This window comes from Vibrio sp. 2132-1, from assembly GCF_033344315.1.
The window spans coordinates 1-540 of record NZ_JAWPON010000759.1; the positions used below are offsets into that span (position 1 = coordinate 1).

The 540-nt window shown below is 50.2% G+C and carries 1 protein-coding gene and 1 pseudogene; both read right to left on the bottom strand.

All coding sequences use genetic code 11. The features are described from left to right. Nucleotides 1-106, bottom strand: a pseudogene (locus R8N47_RS27820) (DUF423 domain-containing protein); the annotation flags it as partial. Further along, nucleotides 96-540, bottom strand: a 445-nt coding sequence (locus R8N47_RS27825; RefSeq protein WP_318186436.1) for an alpha/beta family hydrolase, incomplete at its 5' end; no start/stop codon positions are given. The pseudogene R8N47_RS27820 and the gene R8N47_RS27825, both read right to left, overlap by 11 nt.

A 540-nucleotide genomic window follows, 5' to 3' on the forward strand; every position in this document is an offset into this window, starting at 1 on the left:
AATAAGGCGCAAGCTTGGCTTTTAGGCCGTGCGCTGCGAAAGCGCCTAGTGCAACAGAAACTAGTCCCGAAAGTCCCGTAAAAGAGAGTAACCACTTACTTTTCACTGTACACCTCATTGATGAATGCTGACAGTTGCTCTACTGCAAGTGCAATATTGCCCGCTTCGGTATGTCCCGAGCTCTTGCGCGGCTTAAAGCTATGGTCGCCATCAGGTAAGAAGCTCACTTTCACTTGCTGAGAAAAGACAAACTCATCAAACTCTTCACGCTTACCAAAAGTATCTCGCTCACCTTGAAGAATCAGAGTGGGCTTGTCGATGCTTGCAAGATGATCACCTTTGAATTTTTCTGGCTTACCCGGAGGGTGAAATGGAAAGCCTAAACAGGCAATGCCCGCCACCAGCTCGTGCTCTGCGAGTAAACTCGCCATTCTCCCCCCCATCGACTTGCCACCAATGACCACGGGAGAAGAAGCAAAGTGAGCGATCACTTCGCTGTATGCTTCGAGCAACTTTGGTGCGCGATCGGGCGGACGCTTT